This window comes from Methylobacterium sp. P3_A11, assembly GCF_056403155.1.
Genome location: NZ_JBFUGA010000021.1, coordinates 40,259 through 62,602, shown reverse-complemented (window position 1 = coordinate 62,602; position 22,344 = coordinate 40,259). Strand labels below are relative to the sequence as shown.

Below are 22,344 nucleotides of genomic sequence, written 5' to 3'. Positions count from 1 at the left end.
GCCTCGGTTCCCAAAGGGGGCGCCCCGCGACTCGTGCGGCCCGCGTCGAAACCCGGATGCCACGGCCATGCGGACCGGGGCCGACAACGGAGGATACGTCATGAGAATGCGGACCCGGTTCCTCGCCGCGGTGGGCGTCGCCGCCCTCGTGGCAGGGGGCGCCCTTCCGGCCATGGCCGAAGGCGTCACCGAGCAGGACATCATCAACGATGCCAAGACGCCGGGCGACGTAGTCACCTACGGCCTCGGTCCGCAGGCCCAGCGCTTCAGCCCGCTGAAGACCCTCAACCGCGACAACATCAAGGGCCTCGTCCCGGCGTGGTCGTTCTCCTTCGGCGGCGAGAAGCAGCGCGGCCAGGAGAGCCAGGCGCTGGTGAAGGACGGCATCATCTACGTCACGGGCTCGTATTCGCGCATGTACGCGATCGATTCCCGCACCGGCGACAAGAAGTGGGAATACGACGCCCGGCTGCCGGAAGGCATCCTGCCGTGCTGCGACGTGGTGAACCGCGGCGCCGCCCTCTACAAGGACAACGTCTACTTCGGCACGCTCGACGCCAAGCTCGTCGCCCTCAACACCAAGACCGGCAAGGTGGTCTGGCGCAAGGACATCGACGACTTCAAGGCCGGCTACAGCTACACGGCCGCCCCGATCATCGTGAAGGGCAAGATCATCACCGGCGTGTCCGGCGGCGAGTTCGGTGTGATCGGGCGCATCGAGGCCCGCGACGCCGAGACCGGCGAGGTCGTGTGGAAGCGCCCCGTGATCGAGGGCCACATGGGCGAGCTCAACGGCAAGCCCTCGACCATGACGGGCAAGACCAACGAGTCCTGGCCCGGCGACATGTGGAAGTTCGGCGGCGGCGCCACGTGGCTCGGCGGCACCTACGATCCCGAGACCAACCTGATCTACTTCGGCACCGGCAACCCGGGTCCGTGGAATTCCTGGCTGCGGCCGGGCGACAACAAGTGGACCTCCTCGCGCCTCGCCCTCAACCCCGACAACGGCGAGATCGTGTGGGGCTTCCAGACCACCCCGCACGACGGCTGGGACTTCGACGGCGTCAACGAGTTCGTGCCGTTCGAGCTGAACAAGGGCGGCAAGACCATCAAGGCCGGCGCCACCGCCGACCGCAACGGCTTCTTCTACGTCCTCGATCGGACCAACGGGAAGTTCATCTCGGCGACGCCGTTCGTCGAGAAGATCAACTGGGCCAAGGGCATCGATGAGAACGGCCGCCCGATCTACAACGAGGAGAACCGGCCCGGCGACCCGAGCAAGGCGACCGGCGACGACAAGAAGGGCAAGTCGGTCTTCGCGGTGCCGAGCTTCCTCGGCGGCAAGAACTGGATGCCGATCGGCTACAGCCCCGACACCAAGCTGTTCTACGTGCCCTCCAACGAGTGGGGCATGGATATCTGGAACGAGCCGGTGAACTACAAGAAGGGCGCGGCCTATCTCGGCGCCGGCTTCACCATCAAGCCGGTCTTCGACGACCATATCGGCTCGCTCAAGGCGATCGACCCGGCCTCCGGCAAGGTCGTGTGGGAGTACAAGAACAAGGCGCCGCTCTGGGCCGGCGTGCTCACCACCGCGGGCAACCTTGTCTTCACCGGCACGCCCGAGGGCTTCCTGAAGGCCTTCGACGCCAAGACCGGCGAGGAGGTCTGGAAGTTCCAGGTCGGCACCGGCGTGGTCTCGTCGCCGATCACCTGGGAGCAGGACGGCGAGCAGTGGATCGGCGTCGCGGCCGGCTGGGGCGGCGCGGTTCCGCTCTGGGGCGGCGAGGTGGCCAAGTCCACCGCCGGCATCAACCAGGGCGGCAGCTTCTGGGCGTTCAAGCTGCCGAAGACGGTCGCGTCGCGCTGAGGCGCATCACCGAAAGCGAGCCGGCCCCAACACGGGTCGGCTCGCCCAGGTCCCGTGGTGGGGCGTTCGTCTCAACACCCGCTTGCGTCCCGGGGCCGCTTCCATCACCTTTCAGGCGTTCCGCCCAGGTATTCGGCGGATCCCGTAGGGATCTCGAGCGAAGGACCGAGTTGTCCGTGCATCTCCTGATCGTCGACGATCACCCGCTGTTCCGGGACGCCCTGGCGGCCACGATCCGCCTCGCGCATCCGGACGCAGTGCTGCACGAGGCCGACGGCATCGAGGCCGCCTGCGCCGTGCTCGCGGCGAACCGCGGCATCGACCTGACGCTCCTCGACCTGTCGATGCGCGGCGTCACCGGCTTCGACGGCCTGATCACCATCCGGGCGAGCTTCCCGCGGATCCCGATCCTGATCGTCTCCGGCCACGAGGATCCCCGCATYGTCCGCGAGGCCCTGCAGCACGGGGCAGCCGGCTTCGTCCCCAAGGCCATGGACAAGGCGACGCTCACCCGGGCGATCACCGAGGTGATGAGCGGCGCGCTGTTCCTGCCGCCGGGCCTCGCCGAGGCGAGCACGCCGGCGCCGCGGTCCAAGAAGGCGCCGCTCGCCGAGCGCCTCGCCCGGCTGACCCCGCAGCAGCTGCGGGTGCTGATGATGATCCGGCAGGGCAAGCTCAACAAGCAGATCGCCCACGAGCTTCAGGTCGGCGATTCCACCGTGAAGGCCCATGTCTCCGAGATCCTGCGCAAGCTCGAGGTGATCAGCCGGACGCAGATCGTGATCGATACGGCCTCCCTCGACTTCGACCAGATCCACAACGCCCATCCGGCGTGACGAATTGAGCAGAGGCGCGAGTCCGCTGCGAACGCGCAGGCTCAGGACGCGCCGCGACGTGACTCAGGTCAGCGCGACGTCCGGAGACGTGGCGCAAATGGATTGCTTCGCTCCACTCGCAAAGACGGCCGGAGGCGTCATCACCTCTGGCATAAGCCGAACGCCTGTAACGCAGTCGAAGGTGCTCCGGGATCCAGCACTGGAAGCGCCGCGTCAGCGGCACAGGTTGGTCCGAACCTTTCCTGATCGATCAGAGCGGCGCCGCTGTCTTTGCGAGCGGAGCGAAGCAATCCAGTCGGCGCCACGCTGACACGTGTTGCGCAGCTCTGGGTCGCTTCGCTGCGCTCGCGATGACGAGGCAGGCTGCACCGACCGGAACGCTCAAGCGAAACCGGACGCTTCGCGACGTCTCGGGCCGGATTCCGGGCCGCATTCCGCCGGTGCTGCATGCGACCGGGAGAAGCGGGAGCCCATTCGTATCCCGCAACCCTGCTCCCCCCGAGAAGCCACCTTTGCAAAATAGATATGATGCTATCTATCAGCATGCGAGCTGATAGATCGGACCGACCGGCCAGATCCTCGCAGCGATGGATTAGGCCCTTGCCCGGCATCAACGATCCGAAGACGCGGGAGCGCCTGCAGCAGGCCTGCACCCACGCGCTGCTGACCACCGGCCGCCACTGGCGCCGCGCGGCCAACATGGTCGCGGAGGCGCATGGCCTGTCCGACGCCACCGCACACCCGCTGATCATCATCGGCCGCATGAACGAGGAGCCGCGCCAGAATGCCCTGGCGGAAGCCGTCGGCATCGAAGGCCCTTCGCTGGTCCGCCTCCTCGACCAGCTCGCCGCCGCCGGGCTGGTGGTCCGGCGGGAGGATCCGTCCGACCGCAGGGCCAAGGTGCTAGGCCTGACCCCGCGCGGCCGGCAGGTCTTCGAGCAGATCGAGGCCGAGCTCTCGACCCTCCGCGCACGCGTCTTCGCGGAGGTCGCCGATGCCGACCTGGAGGCGAGCCTCCGGGTTTTCGCGGCCCTTCAGAACGCCGGTCGCGCGGCCGCCGAGCCCGAGCTGGAGCCGGTCTCGTGACCCTTCCCGGATGGCGCGACTGGGCCTTCGCGCTGAAGACCTACGCGGCGGCGATGCTCGCCCTGTACCTGGCCCTCTGGATCGACCTGCCGCGGCCCTACTGGGCGCTGGGCACCGTGTACATCACCAGCCAGGTTCTCTCCGGCGCGACGCGGGCGAAGGCCGTCTACCGGGTCTGCGGCACCGTGCTCGGCGCGGCCGTGAGCGTCGTGCTGGTGCCGAACCTCGTCAACGCGCCGATCCTGCTGAGCCTCGCGGTGGCGCTCTGGGTGGCGCTCTGCCTCTACGTGTCTCTCCTCGACCGGACGCCGGCAAGCTACCTGCCGATGCTGGCCGGCTATACGGCGGCCTTGATCGGCTTCCCTGCCGTGGACGATCCCGGGGCGATCTTCGACACGGCCGTGGCGCGCGCCGAGGAGATCTCCCTGGGGATCGTCTGTGCCGGCCTCGCCGCCACGCTGGTGCTGCCGCAATCGGCCGCCCCGGTCATCGTCGCCCGGCTGAACCTGTGGCTGGCCGAGGCCCGGGCCTGGACGCAGACCGCCCTCTCGGCGGCCCGCGCACCGAACGTCGGGGGGGCGGCGCCGGGCAAGGGTGTTCGCCTGCGCCTCGCCTCGGACGCGATCGGCCTCGACGCCCTCGGGCTCGCCCTGCGCAACGAGAACACGGGCGCGGAGCGCGCCGCGGAGGCCTTCGCGCCGCTCCGCCAGCACATGCTGATGGTCCTGCCGATCGTCGCCGCCGTGTCGTCCCGCGTCGCCACCCTGGAGCGGGCGGGCGCGCTGCCGCCGCGGGTCCGGGCCTTCCTGTCGGACCTCGCAGTCTGGCTCGCCGAGGCGGACGACGACCCGGCGGGCGCCGCGCGGCTGCGCAGCCGCATCGACGGGTTCGCGCCGGTCCTCGGCCGGAACCCGGACTGGCCGACGCTGCTGCTGGCGAGCCTCGCGGAGCGCCTGCGCGACGTCGTCGACCTGCGGCAGGATCTGCGCGCGCTCCGCGATCACGTCGCCGCCGGCACGGCGCCGCGGGCGCCGCTCGCCTTCGCCTACACGGCCCGGGTCCGGTCCATCCGCCACCGGGATCACGGGCTGGCGGCGTTCTCGGCCTTCGGGGTGTTCGTCGGCCTGCTGGTCTGCTGCGCCATCTGGATCGCCACCGGCTGGCCGGACGGCTCCGCGGCACCGATGATGGGCGCGGTCGCCTGCTGCCTGTTCGCCGCGCAGGACGACCCGGTGCCGCAGATCCTGAGCTTCGCCAACTCGGCGATCGTCGGCGCCCTCGGCGCGGGATTCTACCTGTTCGCCGTGCTGCCGCTCGCCACGTCCTTCGAGATGGTGGCGCTCGCGCTCGCGCCGGCCCTGATCCTGTGCGGCCTGATGATGACGCAGCCGCGCTTCGCCGCGATGGGCATGGGTGCGGCCCTCAACGGCGCCACGCTTCTGGCGCTCCAGAACGGCTACAACGGCGAGTTCGCGCCCTTCGCCAACGGCGTGGTCGCCTCGGTGGTGGGGATGTGGAGCGCCGCCGTGGTGACCCGGCTGATCCGCTCGGTCGGCGCGGGCTGGAGTGCCCGGCGCCTGGTGCGGATCAACCGGCGCAGCCTCGCGGCGGCCKCGGACGGCCGCGGCACCGGACACGGCCTCGAACTCGCGGCGCTGATGCTCGACCGCGTCGGCCTGATCGCCCCCCGCCTCGCGACGCTGCCGGCAGAGACGTCGGCGGGCCTGGGCGACCTCCTCGCCGACGTGCGGGTGGGCATCAACCTCGTGGCGGTGCGGCGGGTGCGGCGGAGCCTGACGGGCGCGGCACGCACCGCCGTCGATCACGTCCTGGCACTGGCGGCACGCGCGTTCCGTGGACGGACCGGCCGATTGGAAGCGGGACTCCTGGTGGCGCTGGACGACGCCCTCGACGCCGTCGCCGCGGCCGTAGCCTCGCCGGAGCGTCGGGCCGCCCTGATCGGCCTCACCGGCCTGCGCCACGGGCTGTACCCCGATGCGCCGGCCTACCGGGCGGCGACCGCGCCGCATCTGCGGGAGATGGCGGCATGATGGGCGAGATCGACCTCTACGGCGTGTTCGTGCCGGGCCTCGCCCTCTGGATGGTGATCGCCTTCGCGCTCGGCCTGCCCCTGCGCCGCCTTCTCGCGGCGACCGGCTTTTACCGCCTCGTCTGGCACCGGCCGCTCTTCGACCTCGCGCTCTACGTCGTCCTGCTCGGCGGCGTCGTGTCCCTCGCCCATCGGACCCTGCCATGACCGCCCTGTTCTCCGCCCTCGGCCGCCTCTTGGTCACCGTCGGCATGGTCGCCGCAGCGCTGATCGTCGGCCTCGGCCTGTGGGACTACTACATGGACGCGCCCTGGACCCGGGACGGGCGCGTGCGCGCCGACGTGGTGGCGGTGGCCCCCGACGTGTCCGGCCTCGTCACCGAGGTGCTGGTGGAGGACAATCAGGTCGTCCGGAAGGGCGACGTCCTGTTTCGCATCGATCCGGACCGGTTCCGGCTCGGGCTGCGGCAGGCGGAGGCGACGGTCGAGGGCCGCAGGGCCACCGCCGAGCAGACGGCCGCCGATTACGCCCGCTACAGCAAGCTGTCCGACGCGGCGGTCTCGCAGCAGAAGGTCGAGGCCGCCAAGGCCGCCGACCTGTCCGCGGAGGCCGCCTACGAGCAGGCCCTGGCCGACCGCGACCTCGCCAAGCTCAACCTGGACCGCTCGGCGGTGCGGGCCTCGGTCAACGGCCGGATCACCAACATGGAGCTGCGCCCGGGCGCGTACGTCACCACGGGCCACGGGGTGATGGCGCTGATCGATCGCGACACGGTGCGGATCGAGGGCTATTTCGAGGAGACCAAGCTGCCGCGGATCCGCGTCGGGGCGCCGGTGACCGTCCAGCTGATGGGCGATGCCGGGGTGCTCGGCGGCCATGTCGCCAGCATCGCGGGCGGCATCGGCGAGAGCGGCCGGAGCGACGCCACCAACCTGCTCGCGAACGTGAATCCGACCTTCTCGTGGGTCCGCCTCGCGCAGCGCATCCCGGTGCGGATCACCCTCGACGGCAGCACGGCGGATCCCCGTCTGGTGAGCGGCCGGACCGCGACGGTCTCGATCGCCCCCGCGTCGGGCGCGGCGGCGATGCGCTGGCCCTGGACGGGGTGGCGCGAGGCGCTCGCCCGCTGAGGGCCGCAGCGAACCATCCCGGCGCCCCGGGGTTGGCCTGACACGACTCAGCCCTGTCAGGAGGCCCCATGAAGACGATCCTCGCCCTCGCCACGTCCCTCGTGCTCGCCCCCTCCGGCGCGGCACTGGCTCAGGCCCCCCAGACCGGCGGGGCCAATCAGGGCAACGTCAACAAGTCCGGCGCGGTGGGCGGCACCGGGACGGGAGCCGGGTCCATGGAGCGCACCGGCTCCACCGGAGCCGGCCTGCCGCCCGGGACCAGCGGTGGTCCGCGCGTCAGCACCCCCGGTGCGCCCGCCGGCAGCAGCTCGGGCAACGGCGCGACCGGCAGCGGCGCCGCGCCGAGCGGGCGATAGGACGCGCAGCGCCTCTTCCTCCCCCACAGAGGGGGGAAGGGAGAGGCGGGGGCGAGACGCTGTTATGGATTGCGGCGGAGTCGGCAGCCTTGCGGAGAAGCAGAGCACCGAAGGCTCCTCGGCGCGACCCGAGACCAGGCACAACACGGCGCGCAAGATTGGACGGTCAGGGGCGCCTGGGCTGCATCGCGGAGAAAATGGGACACTCCCCCAGAGTCTGTAGCTGCAACCAAACCCCCCGACTCGCAAATATAATTTTTATACTTTGTATCTAATTAGGTCGTATAAGTTCGCAATTGGCTATTGATATTTGCAACGTTACTGAAACGAAGTGTCGTATATTGCGTGATAATCAAATCGATGGCTTCAAACGGTCTCGTTTTGTCGGTCTTACGCGCATTGCCAATGTGCGCGCCCCGGATGACCTGAGCAAGGGACTGTGATCGTGGACCGGGTGGGAGTATCGATCGTGATCTGGCTAAGAGCTGACCCTCACGCTGAAAAATCGACGATGGGTTGGCATGTATAAGTAGCCATCCCCGCAGTCACGGCATTGGCGTGCGGTATCCGACAGGCGACATTGCCGGTCCCCACGGGGGCTTGCTGCTAAGATTGTGATGTCGCCTGACTTTATTGTTCGTGGAAACCGAAATCTGACCGCGCGCACCTACTCCACGGTGACCGACTTGGCGAGGTTGCGGGGCTGGTCGACGTCTTTCCCCATGAAGACTGCTGTGTGATAGGCGAGCAGCTGGATCGGGACCGCGTACACGATCGGCGCCACGGTGGCGTTGACCGCCGGCATGGTGAAGGTCGCCAGCGTGTCGAGCCCGTGCTCGGCCGCGCCCTTGGCGTCGCCGATGAGCACGATGCGCCCGCCGCGGGCGGCCACCTCCTGCATGTTCGAGACCGTCTTCTCGAACACCGCGTCGTGCGGCGCGATGACGATCACCGGCACGCTCTCGTCGATCAGGGCGATCGGGCCGTGCTTCAGCTCGCCCGCCGCGTAGCCCTCCGCGTGGATGTAGCTGATCTCCTTGAGCTTCAGCGCGCCCTCCAGCGCCATCGGGTAGCTGGTGCCGCGGCCGAGATAGAGTACGTCCCGCGCCTTCGCGACCTCCCGGGCCAGAACCTCGATCTCCGGTTCGTGGGTCAGCGCCTCCGCCATCAGGCCGGGGGCCTTGATCAGCGAGTCGACCAGCTGACGTTCGCCGGCCGCGTCGAGGGTGCCCCGCGCGCGGCCCGCCGCGATGGCCAGGCACAGCAGGACGGTGAGCTGGCAGGAGAACGCCTTGGTTGAGGCGACGCCGATCTCCGGCCCGGCCAGCGTCGGCATCACCACCGAGGATTCCCGCGCGATGGTCGAGGTCGGCACATTGACCACGCTCAGGGTGTGCTGGCCCTGGGACTTCGCGTAGCGCAGGGAGGCCAGCGTGTCGGCGGTCTCGCCCGATTGCGAGATCACCAGCGTCAGCCCGTCCTTCTCCAGGGGCGCCTCGCGGTAGCGGGCCTCGGAGGCGACGTCGATCTCCACCGGCAGGCGCGCCACCTGCTCGAACCAGTACCGGGCGACGAGGCCCGCGTAGTAGGCCGTGCCGCAGGCGGTGATGTAGACGCGGCTGAGCTTGGCGAAGTCGAAGGGCAGCGCCTCGGGCAGCATCACCCGGCCGTTGGCCATATCGACGTAATGGGCGAGCGTGCGGCCCACGACCTCGGGCTGCTCATGGATCTCCTTCGCCATGAAGTGGCGGTACTCGCCCTTGTCGATCCGGTAGGCCTGCGTGGCGATCTTTTGCCGCGGGCGCTCCACCGCGGCCCCCGAGGCGTCCCGGATCTCGGCGCCGCTCCGTGTCAGGATCGCCCAGTCGCCCTCGTCGAGATAGGTGATCGCGTCCGTGAACGGGGCGAGCGCCAGGGCGTCGGAGCCCAGATAGGTCTCCCCCTCGCCGAAGCCGACGGCCAGAGGCGCGCCGTGGCGGGCGCCGATCAGCAGGTTCTCCTCGCCGGAGAAGATGAAGCCCAGCGCGAAGGCTCCGCGCAGCCGCGGCAGGGCGGCGGCGACCGCCTCCACCGGACCCATCTTCCGGTCCATGTTGCGGCTGACGAGCTGGGCGACGACCTCGGTGTCGGTCTCGGTCTCGAAGACCACGCCGTCGGCCTCGAGCTCCTGCTTCAATTCGCGGAAATTCTCGATGATGCCGTTGTGGACGACGGCCAGCCGCGCGGTGGCGTGCGGGTGGGCGTTGGTCTCGTTGGGCCGGCCGTGGGTCGCCCAGCGGGTGTGGCCGATGCCGATCGTGCCGGTGAGCGGCTCGCGCTCCAGGCGGGCCTCGAGGTTGACGAGCTTGCCCGAGGCGCGCCGCCGCTCCAGCCGGCCGTGCTCCAGGGTGGCGATGCCGGCGGAATCGTAGCCGCGGTATTCGAGACGCCGCAGGGCCTCGATCACCTGCCCCGCCACCGCGTCGCGCCCGACGATGCCGACGATGCCGCACATGGAACTGTCTCTCGTTTCGATGGCCGGATCTTTGCGCGAACGGAGTGCGCGCCGGATCCGGGCCGCCCCGCTCAGCGCGGGCTCAGGCGTGACTTGTACCGGATCGCAGCGGCGCAGGACCAGCCCCGGCCGCGCTGGGCTTGCCAGCCCCGCGGTCAGGACCCTTTGGTGCGCCGCGCCTTCTCGGCCTGGAGGGCGGCGCGCTTCTCCCCCGCCCAGCCGGGCTTGACTGCCTGCCGGCCCCGCGCCACCGCCATGGCGTCCGCCGGAACGTCGTCGGTGATCACCGAACCCGAAGCCACGTAAGCGCCCGCCCCCACGGTGACGGGCGCCACCAGCGCCGAATTCGAGCCGATGAAGGCGCCCGCCCCGATCGTGGTCCGGTGCTTGAGCACGCCGTCGTAATTGCAGGTGATCGTTCCGGCGCCGATATTGGCCTTCGCACCGACCTCCGCGTCGCCGAGATAGGTGAGATGGGCGGCCTTCGCCCCGGCGCCCATCCGGGCATTCTTCAGCTCGACGAAGTTGCCGAGTTCGGCGCCGGCTTCCAGCACGGCATGGCCCCGCAGACGCACGAACGGGCCGATCCGGACGCCCGCCTCCAGGCTGGTCTCCGTCAGATGCGCGAAGGACCGCACGGTGCAGCCGTCCGCGATCCGGACACCCGGTCCGAACACCACGTTGGGTTCGACCACCACGTCGCGCCCGAGCAGGGTGTCGTGGCTGAGGAACACCGTCTCCGGGGCGATCAGGGTCGCGCCGCCGAGCATGGCGCTGCGACGGAGCCGCGCCTGGATCGCGGCTTCCGCGACGCTGAGCTGCACCCGGTCGTTGACGCCCTGCGCCTCGGCCTCGTCCACCGGCACGACCGTGACCGACAGGCCGTCCGCAACCGCGAGCGCCACGGCATCCGGCAGGTAGTACTCGCCGGCGGCGTTGGCGTTGCCGATGCGGGCGAGCAGCGAGAGGGCGTGGCGCCCGGAGAGCGCCATTAGCCCGGCATTGCACAGGGTCACGGCCCGCTCGGCCGCGCTCGCGTCCTTCTCCTCGCGGATCGCCAGGACGCGGTCGCCCTCGGTCAGCACCCGTCCGTAGCCGGCGGGCGTCGCCGTCTCGAAGGCCAGCACGGCCACCGCCGCGCCGTCGGCCAGGGGCGCCCGCAGGCGCAGGAAGGTTTCGGCCGAGACGAGGGGCGTGTCGCCGAAAGCGATCACGACGTCGTCATCCGCCTCGGCCAGGATCTCCCGGGCGGCGAGAACCGCGTGGGCGGTGCCCAGGCGCTCGGCCTGCGGGAAGACCCGGGCGCCGGGGGCCGCCTTGGCGATCTCGGCGGCGACGTCGTCGCGGCCGGGCTCGGCCACCACGGCGATGCGGCCTGCGCCCGCCGCCTGCACGGCGGCCAGGACGTGGCCGAGCATGCTGCGCCCGGCAATCCGATGGAGCACCTTCGGCAGGTCCGAGCGCATCCGCGTGCCCTTTCCGGCCGCGAGCACGATGGCGGTGAGGCTGCGCGGGGGCGTTCCGGTCGGGGTCATCGCAGGTCCAGGCATCGATCAGCGGCACGACGGATGGGCCGGACGGGCGCCCGGCGCAAGTCCGTCCCGGCCGTCAGCGCAGCGCCATCGCGGCGTGATGGCCCCCGCCATGGGCGAAGTGCTCCCGGCGGCGTTCGATCGAACTCGGGATCCGCAGCGATTCCCGGTACTTGGCCACCGTGCGACGGGCGATGTCGACGCCCTCCCCGCGCAGCTTCTGCACCAGCGCATCGTCGGAGAGCACGTCATTCGGCGTCTCGCCGTCGACGAGTTGCTTGATGCGATGGCGGACGGCTTCGGAGGAATGGGCCGCCATGCCGGCCGCGCCGGGGATCGCCGCGGTGAAGAAGTACTTCATCTCCAGCGTGCCGCGACTGGTGCCGATCGCCTTGTTGGAGGTGACGCGCGAGACGGTCGATTCGTGCATGCCGATCGCCTCGGCGACCGTCTTGAGGTTCAGCGGGCGCAGATGCGTGACGCCGTGGACGAAGAACCCGTCCTGCTGGCGGACGATCTCGGTGGCGACCTTGAGGATGGTGCGGGCACGCTGCTCCAGCGAACGCGTCAGCCAGTTGGCGTTCTGGAGCGCCTCCGACAGGAAAGCCTTGTCGCCCTCCGCGCAAGCATTGCGCGAGACCCGGGCATAGTAGCTCTGGTTGACCAGAACCCGCGGCAGGGCCTCGCTGTTCAGTTCGATCAGCCAGGAGCCGTCCGGCGCGGCGCGCACGAAGACGTCGGGGACCAGAACCTCGACCGCGCTCGATCCGAAGGCCCGGCCCGGCTTCGGGTCGAGGCGGCGGATCTCGCCCAGCATGTCGACGAGGTCTTCGTCGTCGACGCCGCACAGGCGGCGCAGGGCGGCGAAATCGCGCTTGGCCACCAAGTCCAGGCGCGCGACCAGCGCCTGCATCGCCGGGTCGAACCGGTCACGCTCGCGCAACTGGATCGCGAGACACTCGGCGAGATCGCGGGCGGCGATGCCCGGCGGATCGAAGGTCTGGACCAGCGCCAGCATCCTCGCGACGACGGCCGGATCGGCGCCGAGCCGTTCCGCTACGTCGTCGACGCTCTCGCGCAGATAGCCGGCCTCGTCGACCGCATCGATCAGGAAGCCGGCGATCAGCCGCTCGGCGGGATCGCGGGTCGCGAGGTCGAGCTGGCCCGCGAGGTGCTCGCGCAGCGAGGTCTCGGCCGTGAGGGTGGCCTCGAAATCCGGGGCCTCGGCATCGAAGCTGCCGCCGGTGCTGCCATAAGGCGGCGGCGTCAGCGAGAGCATGTCGCCGCCGCTGGCCTCCCGTGCCTGGATCGGCGCGTCGTCCGGGAAGACGTTGTCGAGCCGCGTGTCGAAATCGGTCTCGATCTCTCCCCGGCTCGGATTGAGCTCCGTGGCCAGCCACGATTCGGGTTCACCGGAGTCGAACCCGTCGGATCCCGCCTCGTCTTGAGCAGGGCTGCCTGATTCGGGTGCCTCGCCCGCCCCGGGGAGTTCCGGCTCGGCGCGTTCCAGCAGCGGATTCCGCTCCAGCTCGGCCTCGACATAGGCCGCGAGATCGAGCTGCGACAGTTGCAGGAGCTTGATCGCTTGCAGGAGCTGCGGCGTCATCACCAGGGCTTGGCCCTGACGCACTTCCAGCCGTTGCACCAAACTCATGCGAGGCCCCGATGCCCTTCCGGCGTGGTTCGCCAGCCGGAGCCACGCTGCTCACGGCATGGTTCTTGCTTGTTCCGTTAGGACTTCTCTAGCCCCAATGGGCGCGCGCGTCAAAGCGGGTCCCGCGACGCCGGTGTTGGCAACGTCCCTACCGACAGACGCGCGTGGCGAACGGGCCACAGCGCTCGGGTGCCGCCGGCAATCTGAGGGCCGTCCTTTAAGGAAGCTTTGCACGTCCGCCCGGGTTCGACGAGTTGGGTCCCGATCGACGCGCCACGCGCGCCCCGGCGTGCAGACCGCTCGTCGGCCCATTGCGGTCTACCAACCGCAATTCGGGACCGGCGGCTGGGATTTGGCCATCGCGGCCTTCTCGATCTTCACCATCGCCCCCCAGGCGTATTTCTGGGCGTAGGGCGTGACGTTGGTGAACAGGCACCCGAGCTGGAAGTGGGTTGCGCCCATCTCGCCCGCGAAGCTCATGCAGTCGAGGAAGGTCCAGGTCTTGGGGACCGGGGTCATGGAGCGCCAGCGCGGCATCGCCACGGGCGAGCAGACCTTGACCGCCCCGGTGCCGTTATCCGCGTTCAGCGCGTCTCCGGGATTCTGCGCCGCGCCGGCATCCGCGGCCATGCCGAGCAGGACAAGGGTCGCGAGGGCCGTGCGGCGCGCGAGCGAATCGTATCGGTTCATCGGGTCAGCGCATCGTCCACCACAGGGCCGCGAGGATCGCGAAGCCGATGAGATTGTAGAGGATCGCCCAGATCCAGACACCCAGGATGGCGCGGCTCGGCTGACGGGACCGCGGGGTACCGAGGCGCAGGCGGTTCCGGTCCTCGGGCGTCGGCCAGATGGCGGTCTTGGGAGCCCGGAGAAGGCGCGTGAGCGCGTCCGGAAGCTGTGGGCCGGGCGGTCCTTCACCGGTCATGACGGCCTCGGCTGCGACTGTGGATCGGCCGCGGGGGCGCGTCCCGAGCAGGCCCCGGTCGCGGCCGGTGCGATCCGAGCGCCAGCCGGTCGGTCACAGCACCGTGCCGGGTGCTTCCGGATAGTATTGGTAGGCCCAGGTCTCGGACAGGAGCCGGTCGCCCGATTTGAGCTGCAGGCGCATCTCGAGCGGTTCGGGTCCCTCGGCATAGACCTTGAAAAAGACCCGCCAGGGGCTCGGCTTGCCGTAGGGCGCCCAGGTCGCGGCGACCTCCTCGGCGCTGCCGCGCGCGAGGCTGAGCGCCACCGTGGTCTTCTCGGGGTCGAGTCCGGAAAGGGCGGCCCCTGCAAATTCCAGCACGAACTGCCGCACCAGATTGGCGCGGCCCGGGCGTCGATCCGCTTCCGGGAGCCACGCGGCCTTCGTGGCCCGCGTCGCCACGCAGCGAGCGAGATCCGTGGCGACGGGCTCCGCCACGGTCCAGCAGAGCCGGTAGGCGAAGCTGCGGTCGGATCCCGCCTTCGGCGGGTCGTCCGGGACCCAGAGGGCGACGATGTTGTCGTCGGTCTCCTGATGAGTCGGGATCTCGACCAGCTGGACGCTGCCCCGGCCCCAGTCGCCCTGCGGCTCCACCCAAATGTCGGGCCGGTTCTCCTCGAACCCGTCGTCGATATAGGAATCATACGCGCGGTCGCGCTGAAGCAGGCCGAAGCCCTTGGGCGAACGGTCCGCGAAGGCGCTGACGCTGAGGCGCGGCGGGTTGTTCAGGGGCCGCCAGATGAACTCGCCGGCGCCGGTCTGCATCAGCAGGCCGTCGGAATCGTGGACCTCGGGCCGCCAGTCGCTGGCGAGGAACCGGCTCATGCCCTCGGAGTACCAGAGCATCGAGGTCAGCGGCGCCATCCCGAACCGCTCGACGGACCGGCGCATGTAGAGCGTGCAGGCGACGTCGATCACGACGTGCGGCTTCTTCCGCGCGACGAACCGGTAGGCGCCGGTGAGGCTCGGGCCTTCCAGAAGCGCCAGCACGGTAACGGCGCCGTCCGACGACGGGGTGACGTAGAACCGCGTGAAGACCGGGAATTCCTCGCTCTTGCCCGGGCCGGGCGCGGTGTCGATCGCGATGCCCCGGGCCGAGGCGCCGTACTGCTCGCCGTCGCCGGCAGCGCGGAAGTAGGACGCACCCAGGAAGGCGAGCCAGTCGCCGTCGTCGCCCGGTTGGCCGGCGGGGACCTTCTGGAACCGGAACCCCGCGAAACCCGCCCCGTCCGGGACGTCCTTGGCCGGGTTGCCCGCCGGATAGGTGAACAGGTCGTGGCCGTAGAGCACCTCGCGGGCCTGCCCGCCCTCCAGGGCGTAGATCTTCACGGGGTGGCGGAAGAAGTTGCCGAGGTGGAAGAACGTCACCGGATACGGGCTGTCGGCGAACAGGGCGTGGCCTGGCGGGTAGCGGATCTCCTGAAGCGGTCCGTAGGTCAGGGCATCGAGGGCCGTCGAGGCCGGCGCCTCGGCCGGCGGCGCGTAGGGTCGGTCCCGCAGGGCGCGGGCGAGATCCTTCAGCCGGTCGAGATCCATGGGCTCCGGCGGCGCCAAGCGCGGCCCGGCGGAGGCGGCCCGGGCGAGTCCGGGAAACGGCGCGAGGGCGAGCAGCCCGATGGCGGTCAGGACGCGGCGCGTGATCAAGCTGGAACCCCCGGGGATGCGGCCGGGCCTCGCGACCCGCGCCGCCCTCTAGCCAGACCGGGCCGGGGACGCAATTTGCGGCGCCGCAGCTCAGCTCCGCGGTCCGCAGCTGCCGGTGCTGCCGTCGGTCGCCCAGAGATTGGCGGCGCCCCCGGGCGGACACTGGCCCGGCAGCGCCAGGGTGATCAGCTTGGCGAAGGCGCTGGCCTCATCCTCGCCGTAGCCGATCTCGCCGACCATGCGGCCGGTCCTGTCGAACAGCGCCACGGTGGCGGAATGCTCCATCGTGTAGTCGCCGTCCTTGGTCGGTACGCGCTTGTAGGCGACGTGATAGGCATCGGCCATGCGGGCGACCTGCCGGGGTGAGCCGACGAAGCCGCGGATCCGTGGATCGAACGAGGCCAGGTAGTCCCGCAGGGCGTCGGGCGTGTCCCGCTCCGGGTCGAGGGTGACGAAGACGACGTTGAGGCGGTCGGCGTCCCGGCCCATCCGGCCGAGGGCGGAGGCCAGTGTGGCGAGCGTCGTCGGGCAGACATCCGGGCAATGGGTGAAGCCGAAGAACAGGACGGCGGGCTTGCCCAGCAGGTCGGCCTGCGTGACCGGATGTCCGTCGAGATCCAACATCGCGAAGGCGCCGCCGACCCGGCGGGGGTGGCTGAACGAAGAGCCCTGCTGCAGGACGATCGCGCCGGTCCCGGTGACGACCACGGCGACGAGGGCTGCGGAGACGAGGAGGGCGAGGGGGCTCGGTGCCATGCTGTGACCTATGACGGCGCGTCGATGCGCCGAAACGAGGTCCGTGTCGACCGGCGTGATGCCGCGGCGGGGCGCCGAGAGCTCCCGCCACGACGCCGATCCGGTCTACGCTTTCCGAGGGCCGCCGAACGGTCCGGCATTCCCCGCCCTACGAGGCCCTGGCGAGATCCAGGGTTGCGGAACGCTGCGTGACGGTGTCCGCGGCCGCGAGGATGTCGTCCATCTCGCCCTTCGGCATGGCGCGACCGAACAGGTAGCCCTGGCCGAAATTGCAGCCCTGGTCGGACAGCCAGTCGAGGCTCGCGTTGGTCTCGATCCCCTCGGCCGTGGTGGATAGGCCGAGGCTCGTCCCGAGCTTGATGATGGCGTCGACCAGCTTGGCGCGCTCGTCGCTCATCGTGATCGCGTCGACATAGCTCCGGTCGATCTTCAGCTTGTCGAACTTGAGTTCGCGCAGGTGGTACAGGCTCGAATAGCCCGTGCCGAAATCGTCCAGCGCGATGCGCACGCCGAGTTCGCGCAGCGACAGCAGGGTGGCCCGGGTCGCCTCCAGATCCTGGATGAGGGCGGTCTCGGTGATCTCCACTTCGAGGCGCTGCGGCGGGAATCCGGTCTCGGTCAGGATCGCCAGGATCCGCTGGGCCAGCCACGCATCCTGGAACTGCTGGGGGGCGATGTTCACCGCGAGGATCAGATGCGGCGGCCAGGACCGGGCATCCAGGCAGGCGCGGCGGATCAGGGTGTAGCTGAGATCGGCGATCATCCCGGTCTCCTCGGCCACCGGGATGAACTCGGCGGGTTCGACCAGCCCGCGCGTCGGATGGCGCCAGCGCGCCAGCACCTCCACGCCGACGATCTCCTTCTCGGGCAGGGAGACCACCGGCTGGTAGAAGGGCTCGATCGCGCCCTGCTCGATGGCGGTGCGCAGCTCCGTCTCCATGCGGGCGCGGGCGCGCAGCTCCGCATCCATGGTGCTGCGGAAAAACCGGAAGTTGCCGCGTCCGTCCTTTTTGCCCTGGTACATCGCGAGATCGGCCGCGTGCAGGACCGCATCGGCGTCCGCGTGATCCGCCGACACGGCAGCGACGCCGACCGTCGCACCGACCTTGAGGTCGTTCTGGTTCCACGTCACCGGCTCGGCGATGCGAGCGATGACGGCCTGGGCGAGGCGCTTCAGGCCTTCGCTCTCGTAACGCAGCGGGACCAGCATGGCGAACTCGTCGCCGCCGAGCCGGGCCGCCATCCCGCCCGGCGGTACGAGCTGCTGGAGACGCTCGGACACCGCGCACAGGACGGCGTTGCCGGCCGCGTGACTGTAGAGATCGTTGACCGGCTTGAACCGGTCGAGATCGATCAGCAGCACGGAAGCGGTCGAGTCCTCGGCCGCCGATCCGTGCGCCCGCTCGACGGCGTCGATGAAGCGGCGGCGGTTGGCGAGTCCGGTCAGGCCGTCATGCCGCGCGATGGCCTCGGCCTGCGCGGCGGCAGCGTCGCGCTCGAGCATCAGCCGCCGGAGGATGATCGACTTGCGGACGCTGGCGCCGAACAGCGCCACCCCCATGCAGGCCGCCAGCATCAGAAGGTCGTTGAGGTTGTAGGCGGTGACGAAGTCCTTGACGAAGTCGAAGGTCCCGAGGGTGACCCCGACGAACCAGATCCCGACACCGATGATCAGCAGGCACAGGGTCTCGTAAAGCTCGCCGCGGCCCCACGCGGTCGACGTTTCACTCGGCATGCTCTGGACCCGGTCTGCGTTGCTCGTTTGAACCATGCTGTCTGCTAAAGTGTAGTAAATTCATCGATGAACGGGGTGGATCGTCTCCAGATTTCCGCAATGGTGTCGTGGTTTAATTTGCGCGCCTTGGTTTAATTTGAATGAATTCGAATTCTGTGGCGGCACGCGGCGGCAGTGGGATCCGGCCGCCTCACGTGCCTTGTCAGGCTTCGGCTCCCTGATCCGGAATCCGCACGGCCGAGCGCTTCTCGTGGAGGGCGGCCGCCGCCTCCACGATCGACAGGATGCCGCTGCGGGTCGTCTCGTCGGTGATGGCCGTGAACGCCACAACCAATTCCATGACCTTCGGATCGTCGAGAAAGCTCGTGGGTGCGATCCGTCCGCCGCTGCCCTCCGGCGGCCCGGCGAAAAAGGTGTCGACCGGAACCCGCAGCAGGTCGGCGATGGCCTGCAGCCGGCCTGCGCCGATGCGGTTGCGGCCCTTTTCGTACTTCTGGACCTGCTGAAAGCTCACGCCGATCGCCTGACCGAGATCGGTCTGGCTCAGGCCCTGTGCCACGCGCAGCGTCGCGATGCGGTTGCCGATCGTGCGATCGGCCTCGGTGGCGGACTTGGGCTTCGGAGGGGACGACATCGAAGGACAGCCTTGTAGGGGGCAGGAATGGTCGCCTTACCGGCAACCGCTCGGAAAGACGCAACCGCAAACTGCTTAGTGCACCAATAAGTTGCGCAAGCGCTAGTTGCGCCAGGCGCATGGCTCCGCGGTCGATTGTCCTTCCCGCCAAGCCGCAGCGTGCGAGCCCACCGGACGGGGTCCGTAGACTTCTCCTTCGGCCGTATGGCGCAGGGCTTGCCTGGTCTGCAATCGTCTCCGGACACCGGTCCTGCATTTCTCCGGGACGACGAAGACTACCGAGACGGGCGGATCCGTCCCGAAAGTGTTCGGAACCGCGACACTGGAGCCATGCCGGCACGCGGGCGCCGAACTGCTCTCGCGAAGGGATCCAGGATGGCAAGGAAGCGCGAAACCGATCCGACCGCGAAAGCCGCGGTATCTGATTTCGTCCAGAGACCATCCGTGCCAAGCCGGCAAAAACTGGCGTTTTTCAGTCGTCAGTATCTATGAAATGATGTATTCGCTCACTGCAACCAGCAGTAAGGTTGAAGTCCTTTCACAGTGCCGGCATCGATGACCGATTTCCTGACCGCCCTCCCGGAGACCGTCGATGCGGCGGACCCTGCCGAGCCGGTGACCGAGACATCGGCGCTGCGTGCGCATATCGAGCGGGTCCTGCGGAAACTGACCGCCATCACGTCGACGCGCCGAGACCGCTGAACCCCGCATCCGGGCCGGAGATCCGCCGCCAGCTCTCGCTGACGGCCAATCCCGTGATGTCGGCGCCTTCCGCCGGCGCCTCATCCAACGCGTCGGATCGGCCACCCCATGTCCCGACACGGGTCTAGACTATACCACCGATGCTGCCCTTGAGCGCGCTGAAGTCGTTGCCGGACCCGCGCCGTGCCGCGTCGCGGGCCTCGTAGAGCCCGGATCGAACCCGTCTTTAACCGGGCATTCACCATACCGCGCGAGGTATCCGCATGGAGTCGGAGCGTCGTGACCAGCCATGCTTGATGTCGTGTTCTGGTGGTGCGTCATCGTTGCGCTGACCGGATCGGTAGCCCTGTTCGGCATAGCCGTCTTTGCCGGACGCACGTCCCGTTCGCAGCCCCGGGGGATCCAGCTACCCCGCGACGAGCCCCTCGTGCTCCGGCATTTCGGCCGCGCGTAGGCCCCTCGGCGCGCAGCCCTGAGGGGGAAGCCTGCGTGCCGTACCCATCCGGGCACCGGTGCCGCCTGAACCCTGGCGATCCGCACCACCCCCGTAAGCCCTTATCGGAACAGCCGCGCGAGCGTCGCGGCAGGACCATCGTCACGACGCCGCACCATGGGCCGCTCTCGGCCACAGACATTCGGGTTCGTGGGCGAGCCCCTCCGGTCCAGAGGCTCAGTCATTGCGCTCACAACGGAATAATGGTCGGAGTGGCGGGATTCGAACCCACGACCCCTAGTCCCCCAGAAATGCCGCAGGCGTCCTGAATTAGTCAGAGCGGTCCAGAACACATTGATTTTTCGAGGCTTGGCACCGCAGGATGCTCAGAATGGGTCCAAACGGTCCGGCACAGTCCGGAAGTTTCGGACCCAGAACGGACCCAAGGCGGCCCTCGAGTCGGCTGTTTGGGTCCACTGCTGCGGGATGGATCCATGCCAAAGGAACTGCTCACCGACACGCGGGTCAAGGCGGCCCCCTCTCCTTCCAGCGGCATCCTCGAGCTATGGGACACCCGATGTGCGGGCTTGTGCCTGCGCGTGATGCCCACCGGCCTAAAGTCGTGGACGGTGCGCTTCACGGCTCGCGGAGGCACCAGCAAGCGCCGGGAGCGGATTGGCGCATATCCCGAGGTGAGCCTCGCTGAGGCGCGCGAGCGGGCGAATCGCATCCGCCTTGAAGTGGATCAGGGTGCAGATCCGGCCGCAGAGCGCATTGCAGCGATTCAAGAGCAGCGCGCCGCGGAAGAGCGGAAGGCGCTCACGTTCGGCGAACTGGCAGACCTCTACATCGAGAAGTACGCCAAGCGCGAGAAGGCATCGTGGCAGAACGATGAAGGCTATTTGAAGCGCCACGTTCGGGAGCCGTGGGGCTGTCGCGCTGCCAGCACGATCACAAAGCAGGATGCCGGGAGGCTGCTATCGAAGATCCGTGACCGCACACCGGTTGGAGCGAACCGAACGCGGTCCGTTTTGGCGAAGCTTTTCGGGTGGGCTGTCGACGACGGCTTGCTCGATGCCAGCCCGATGGTGGGCTTGAAGAAGCCTGCGAAGGAAGCCAGGGGCAAGACCCGCACGCTGACCGATGATGAGCTTCGGGTGTTCTGGCATGCGCTTGATGGCGCCGGCCTGTCAGCCAGCGTAGTCGCGGCATTCCGGGTATTGATCCTGCTTGGCCAGCGCCCAGGCGAAATTGCCGGCCTACAGCGGACCGAACTCGTGAACCTATCTCGGCCGAGAGATGCGAGAATCGAGTTCCCGCCAGAGCGGATGAAGGCCCGCCGGCCGCACGTCATTCCGCTACCTAGCATGGCTCTGGAGATCATTTCCGCCGCGCTAACATCGGACGATCGCAGCGAAGGATTCGTATTCGTAAGCCGGTACGCGGCCCGCGAGCGGCTTGCCCGCCATTCCCTTTCCCAGGCAATGGGCCGCATCATTGCCGGCCTGCCTACGGATGGATCAGACGGCGAGACGGTGCGGCGCCTACAGGCTGACCCGCCGACCCCGCATGATCTTCGGCGAACCCTGGCGACGCGCCTCGCCGAGCTCCGCATACCTCGGGAAGACCGCCTCGCGGTGTTGGCTCATTGCTGGGGCGACGTGCACGAGGCGCATTACGATCAATACGAACGACTTCGAGAAAAGCGTATCGCCTTGGAGGCGTGGGAGCGTCATGTCGCCGAGGTGATCGGGCTTGAGCAAGTCAGCGCCCAGTTGCTGCCGATCTCACGGGGGACGGCATGAACAGCGACCAGCATGAGGAGCGGGCATGGTCAGTCATCGCCGCCACTCTCGGCGTCAGCTCTGATGATGCGGCAACCCAGCTTGAAATCGGCGCAGCAGCAGATATCTGGCGGAATTTTAATATCGATAATTTTGCCACATCGGTCGATCTAGTCGACGACCTGAAGCGAATGGCATTTATCAGTCGTAGTCTTGCATCCAAGAGCGAGCGTGTGAGAAAGCATGTTCAGATGCAAATGCTTCTGCAGTTAAACGGAATGACGTTTTTCGACGACGATCCCGACAACCCCTTCGCAGATGTGCATCTGCAAGCAATTCGGTCGATCGGTGGTCTATGTGATCTACTGGCAGCAACGATGAAAACTACCCGCGGTCCTAAAGGTAATTTACCTCGCCGTGCGGCTTGGCTTCGAGCCACCGAGATCTATGAGCAAAAGACTGGGAAGAAAGCGGCAGTTAGTCGGAATGCTGCACAGCAGATCTGCGGGCCTTGGGTAGAGTTTATTCGCGCCTTCTGCACCTATGTCATTGCCAATTACGTTCCGGAGGCCGGTGCTATCGAGGCGTTTCACAAGCAGCGCGCACGCACTTTGAAGGAGGGCGGCAATCCGCTCGTGGAGGTTTTTCTGGGAGGCTAATTTACGAAATTCCCTCGAAATGAGC

General features: G+C 68.6%; 19 protein-coding genes. 10 read left to right on the top strand and 9 right to left on the bottom strand.

Annotated elements, in window-relative coordinates; all coding sequences use genetic code 11:
* The first annotated feature begins 100 nt into the window (after positions 1–100).
* The 7 genes from AC1DXK_RS09605 to AC1DXK_RS09575 all read left to right on the top strand — a co-directional run bounded on the left by AC1DXK_RS09605 (position 101) and on the right by AC1DXK_RS09575 (position 7,328).
* Positions 101–1,870, top strand: a complete 1,770-nt coding sequence (locus AC1DXK_RS09605) for a PQQ-dependent methanol/ethanol family dehydrogenase (RefSeq protein ID WP_457103950.1) — start codon at positions 101–103, stop codon at positions 1,868–1,870.
* 176 nt (positions 1,871–2,046) lie between these two features.
* Complete coding sequence (locus AC1DXK_RS09600; protein WP_457103949.1) at positions 2,047–2,706, top strand: response regulator; 660 nt, start codon at positions 2,047–2,049, stop codon at positions 2,704–2,706.
* 600 nt (positions 2,707–3,306) lie between these two features.
* A complete protein-coding gene (locus AC1DXK_RS09595) occupies positions 3,307–3,792 on the top strand; it encodes a MarR family winged helix-turn-helix transcriptional regulator (RefSeq protein WP_457103948.1) in 486 nt (161 codons plus the stop codon).
* Positions 3,789–5,843: an FUSC family protein gene (locus AC1DXK_RS09590; RefSeq protein ID WP_477297612.1), complete on the top strand. Its 2,055-nt coding sequence runs from the start codon at positions 3,789–3,791 to the stop codon at positions 5,841–5,843. Before AC1DXK_RS09595 ends, AC1DXK_RS09590 begins: the two co-directional genes overlap by 4 nt.
* On the top strand, positions 5,840–6,049 hold the full coding sequence (locus tag AC1DXK_RS09585) for a DUF1656 domain-containing protein (protein ID WP_457103946.1): 210 nt from the start codon (positions 5,840–5,842) through the stop codon (positions 6,047–6,049). The genes AC1DXK_RS09590 and AC1DXK_RS09585 overlap by 4 nt, the downstream gene beginning before the upstream one ends.
* Positions 6,046–6,972 (top strand): efflux RND transporter periplasmic adaptor subunit, encoded by a 927-nt coding sequence (locus tag AC1DXK_RS09580; protein WP_457103945.1) that lies wholly within the window; start codon positions 6,046–6,048, stop codon positions 6,970–6,972. The genes AC1DXK_RS09585 and AC1DXK_RS09580 overlap by 4 nt, the downstream gene beginning before the upstream one ends.
* A gap of 68 nt (positions 6,973–7,040) precedes the next feature.
* Entirely contained in the window at positions 7,041–7,328 is a 288-nt protein-coding gene (locus AC1DXK_RS09575; RefSeq protein ID WP_457103944.1) for a hypothetical protein, read from the top strand.
* Positions 7,329–7,995: 667 nt separating this feature from the next.
* Here AC1DXK_RS09575 and glmS read toward each other — a convergent pair.
* The 9 genes from glmS to AC1DXK_RS09530 all read right to left on the bottom strand — a co-directional run bounded on the left by glmS (position 7,996) and on the right by AC1DXK_RS09530 (position 18,741).
* Entirely contained in the window at positions 7,996–9,822 is a 1,827-nt protein-coding gene (gene glmS / locus AC1DXK_RS09570; protein WP_457103943.1) for a glutamine--fructose-6-phosphate transaminase (isomerizing), read from the bottom strand.
* Positions 9,823–9,977: 155 nt separating this feature from the next.
* Positions 9,978–11,357: a bifunctional UDP-N-acetylglucosamine diphosphorylase/glucosamine-1-phosphate N-acetyltransferase GlmU gene (gene glmU / locus AC1DXK_RS09565; protein WP_477297609.1), complete on the bottom strand. Its 1,380-nt coding sequence runs from the start codon at positions 11,355–11,357 to the stop codon at positions 9,978–9,980.
* A gap of 73 nt (positions 11,358–11,430) precedes the next feature.
* Positions 11,431–13,008, bottom strand: a complete 1,578-nt coding sequence (gene rpoN / locus AC1DXK_RS09560; protein ID WP_457103941.1) for an RNA polymerase factor sigma-54 — start codon at positions 13,006–13,008, stop codon at positions 11,431–11,433.
* A 318-nt stretch (positions 13,009–13,326) separates the two neighbouring features.
* Positions 13,327–13,698: a hypothetical protein gene (locus AC1DXK_RS09555; RefSeq protein WP_477297607.1), complete on the bottom strand. Its 372-nt coding sequence runs from the start codon at positions 13,696–13,698 to the stop codon at positions 13,327–13,329.
* A gap of 4 nt (positions 13,699–13,702) precedes the next feature.
* The gene (locus AC1DXK_RS09550; RefSeq protein ID WP_457103939.1) at positions 13,703–13,933 is read right to left on the bottom strand and encodes a hypothetical protein; all 231 of its coding nucleotides are present in this window, start codon (positions 13,931–13,933) and stop codon (positions 13,703–13,705) included.
* Between the two features lie 93 nt (positions 13,934–14,026).
* A complete protein-coding gene (locus AC1DXK_RS09545) occupies positions 14,027–15,616 on the bottom strand; it encodes an OpgD/OpgG family glucan biosynthesis protein (protein ID WP_457103938.1) in 1,590 nt (529 codons plus the stop codon).
* 90 nt (positions 15,617–15,706) lie between these two features.
* The gene (locus AC1DXK_RS09540; protein WP_457103937.1) at positions 15,707–16,372 is read right to left on the bottom strand and encodes an SCO family protein; all 666 of its coding nucleotides are present in this window, start codon (positions 16,370–16,372) and stop codon (positions 15,707–15,709) included.
* Between the two features lie 148 nt (positions 16,373–16,520).
* Positions 16,521–18,107: a putative bifunctional diguanylate cyclase/phosphodiesterase gene (locus AC1DXK_RS09535; protein ID WP_457103936.1), complete on the bottom strand. Its 1,587-nt coding sequence runs from the start codon at positions 18,105–18,107 to the stop codon at positions 16,521–16,523.
* A gap of 202 nt (positions 18,108–18,309) precedes the next feature.
* Complete coding sequence (locus AC1DXK_RS09530; RefSeq protein WP_477297603.1) at positions 18,310–18,741, bottom strand: helix-turn-helix domain-containing protein; 432 nt, start codon at positions 18,739–18,741, stop codon at positions 18,310–18,312.
* Between the two features lie 555 nt (positions 18,742–19,296).
* On the opposite strand from AC1DXK_RS09530, the gene AC1DXK_RS09525 reads away from it, so the two are divergent.
* The 3 genes from AC1DXK_RS09525 (at position 19,297) to AC1DXK_RS09515 (ending at position 22,319) form a co-directional block, all read left to right on the top strand.
* Positions 19,297–19,443: a hypothetical protein gene (locus tag AC1DXK_RS09525; RefSeq protein WP_457103934.1), complete on the top strand. Its 147-nt coding sequence runs from the start codon at positions 19,297–19,299 to the stop codon at positions 19,441–19,443.
* A 927-nt stretch (positions 19,444–20,370) separates the two neighbouring features.
* The gene (locus AC1DXK_RS09520) at positions 20,371–21,681 is read left to right on the top strand and encodes a tyrosine-type recombinase/integrase (RefSeq protein ID WP_477297601.1); all 1,311 of its coding nucleotides are present in this window, start codon (positions 20,371–20,373) and stop codon (positions 21,679–21,681) included.
* A complete protein-coding gene (locus tag AC1DXK_RS09515) occupies positions 21,678–22,319 on the top strand; it encodes a hypothetical protein (protein ID WP_477297599.1) in 642 nt (213 codons plus the stop codon). The genes AC1DXK_RS09520 and AC1DXK_RS09515 overlap by 4 nt, the downstream gene beginning before the upstream one ends.
* Positions 22,320–22,344: the final 25 nt, after the last annotated feature.

Excerpts from the sequence above, each read along its gene's own strand:
- AC1DXK_RS09605 (WP_457103950.1), top strand. The coding sequence starts at position 101 with ATGAGAATGCGGACCCGGTTCCTCGCCGCGGTGGGCGTCGCCGCCCTC.
- AC1DXK_RS09585 (WP_457103946.1), top strand. The coding sequence starts at position 5,840 with ATGATGGGCGAGATCGACCTCTACGGCGTGTTCGTGCCGGGCCTCGCC.
- AC1DXK_RS09580 (WP_457103945.1), top strand. The coding sequence starts at position 6,046 with ATGACCGCCCTGTTCTCCGCCCTCGGCCGCCTCTTGGTCACCGTCGGC.
- AC1DXK_RS09575 (WP_457103944.1), top strand. The coding sequence starts at position 7,041 with ATGAAGACGATCCTCGCCCTCGCCACGTCCCTCGTGCTCGCCCCCTCC.
- glmS (WP_457103943.1), bottom strand. The coding sequence starts at position 9,822 with ATGTGCGGCATCGTCGGCATCGTCGGGCGCGACGCGGTGGCGGGGCAG.
- glmU (WP_477297609.1), bottom strand. The coding sequence starts at position 11,357 with ATGACCCCGACCGGAACGCCCCCGCGCAGCCTCACCGCCATCGTGCTC.
- rpoN (WP_457103941.1), bottom strand. The coding sequence starts at position 13,008 with ATGAGTTTGGTGCAACGGCTGGAAGTGCGTCAGGGCCAAGCCCTGGTG.
- AC1DXK_RS09555 (WP_477297607.1), bottom strand. The coding sequence starts at position 13,698 with ATGAACCGATACGATTCGCTCGCGCGCCGCACGGCCCTCGCGACCCTT.
- AC1DXK_RS09550 (WP_457103939.1), bottom strand. The coding sequence starts at position 13,933 with ATGACCGGTGAAGGACCGCCCGGCCCACAGCTTCCGGACGCGCTCACG.
- AC1DXK_RS09540 (WP_457103937.1), bottom strand. The coding sequence starts at position 16,372 with ATGGCACCGAGCCCCCTCGCCCTCCTCGTCTCCGCAGCCCTCGTCGCC.
- AC1DXK_RS09535 (WP_457103936.1), bottom strand. The coding sequence starts at position 18,107 with ATGCCGAGTGAAACGTCGACCGCGTGGGGCCGCGGCGAGCTTTACGAG.
- AC1DXK_RS09530 (WP_477297603.1), bottom strand. The coding sequence starts at position 18,741 with ATGTCGTCCCCTCCGAAGCCCAAGTCCGCCACCGAGGCCGATCGCACG.
- AC1DXK_RS09525 (WP_457103934.1), top strand. The coding sequence starts at position 19,297 with ATGACCGATTTCCTGACCGCCCTCCCGGAGACCGTCGATGCGGCGGAC.
- AC1DXK_RS09520 (WP_477297601.1), top strand. The coding sequence starts at position 20,371 with ATGCCAAAGGAACTGCTCACCGACACGCGGGTCAAGGCGGCCCCCTCT.
- AC1DXK_RS09515 (WP_477297599.1), top strand. The coding sequence starts at position 21,678 with ATGAACAGCGACCAGCATGAGGAGCGGGCATGGTCAGTCATCGCCGCC.